Raw genomic sequence first — 368 nt, 5'->3', positions numbered from 1 at the left:
CGCAGGGTCAGGTCGCTGCCCGCGCCGCCCTCGTAGTTCCTGGGCGTCCAGCCGTTGATGGTCACCGGATCGCCGACCACCCGCATGTCGGGACGGGCGCCGTCGCGCAGGGCGGCCAGATAGACGAACAGCTTGAAGGCGCTGCCCGGCTGGCGCTTGGCCTGGACGGCGCGGTTGAACTGGCTCTTGGCGTAGGAGCGGCCGCCGACCATGGCCACGACCTTGCCGTCGGGCCGCATGGCCACCAGCGCCGCCTGCCCCGCCTTCAGCCGGGTTCCCGACCGGGCCAGGGCGTTGTTGACCGCCTGCTCGGCGCGGCGCTGCAGGCGGCCGTCGAGCGTGGTGGGAACTCGGACCTCGCCGTAGCG

The 368-nt window shown here is 73.4% G+C and carries 1 protein-coding gene; it reads right to left on the bottom strand.

The window, feature by feature from the left end:
• A partial coding sequence (locus AC1DKR_RS21445) for a penicillin-binding transpeptidase domain-containing protein (protein ID WP_478035244.1) occupies nucleotides 1-368 on the bottom strand: 368 nt, incomplete at both ends.

The sequence above is a fragment of the Stenotrophomonas sp. 01N47 genome (assembly GCF_056399165.1).
This window is presented reverse-complemented; position numbering and strand designations above follow the sequence as displayed.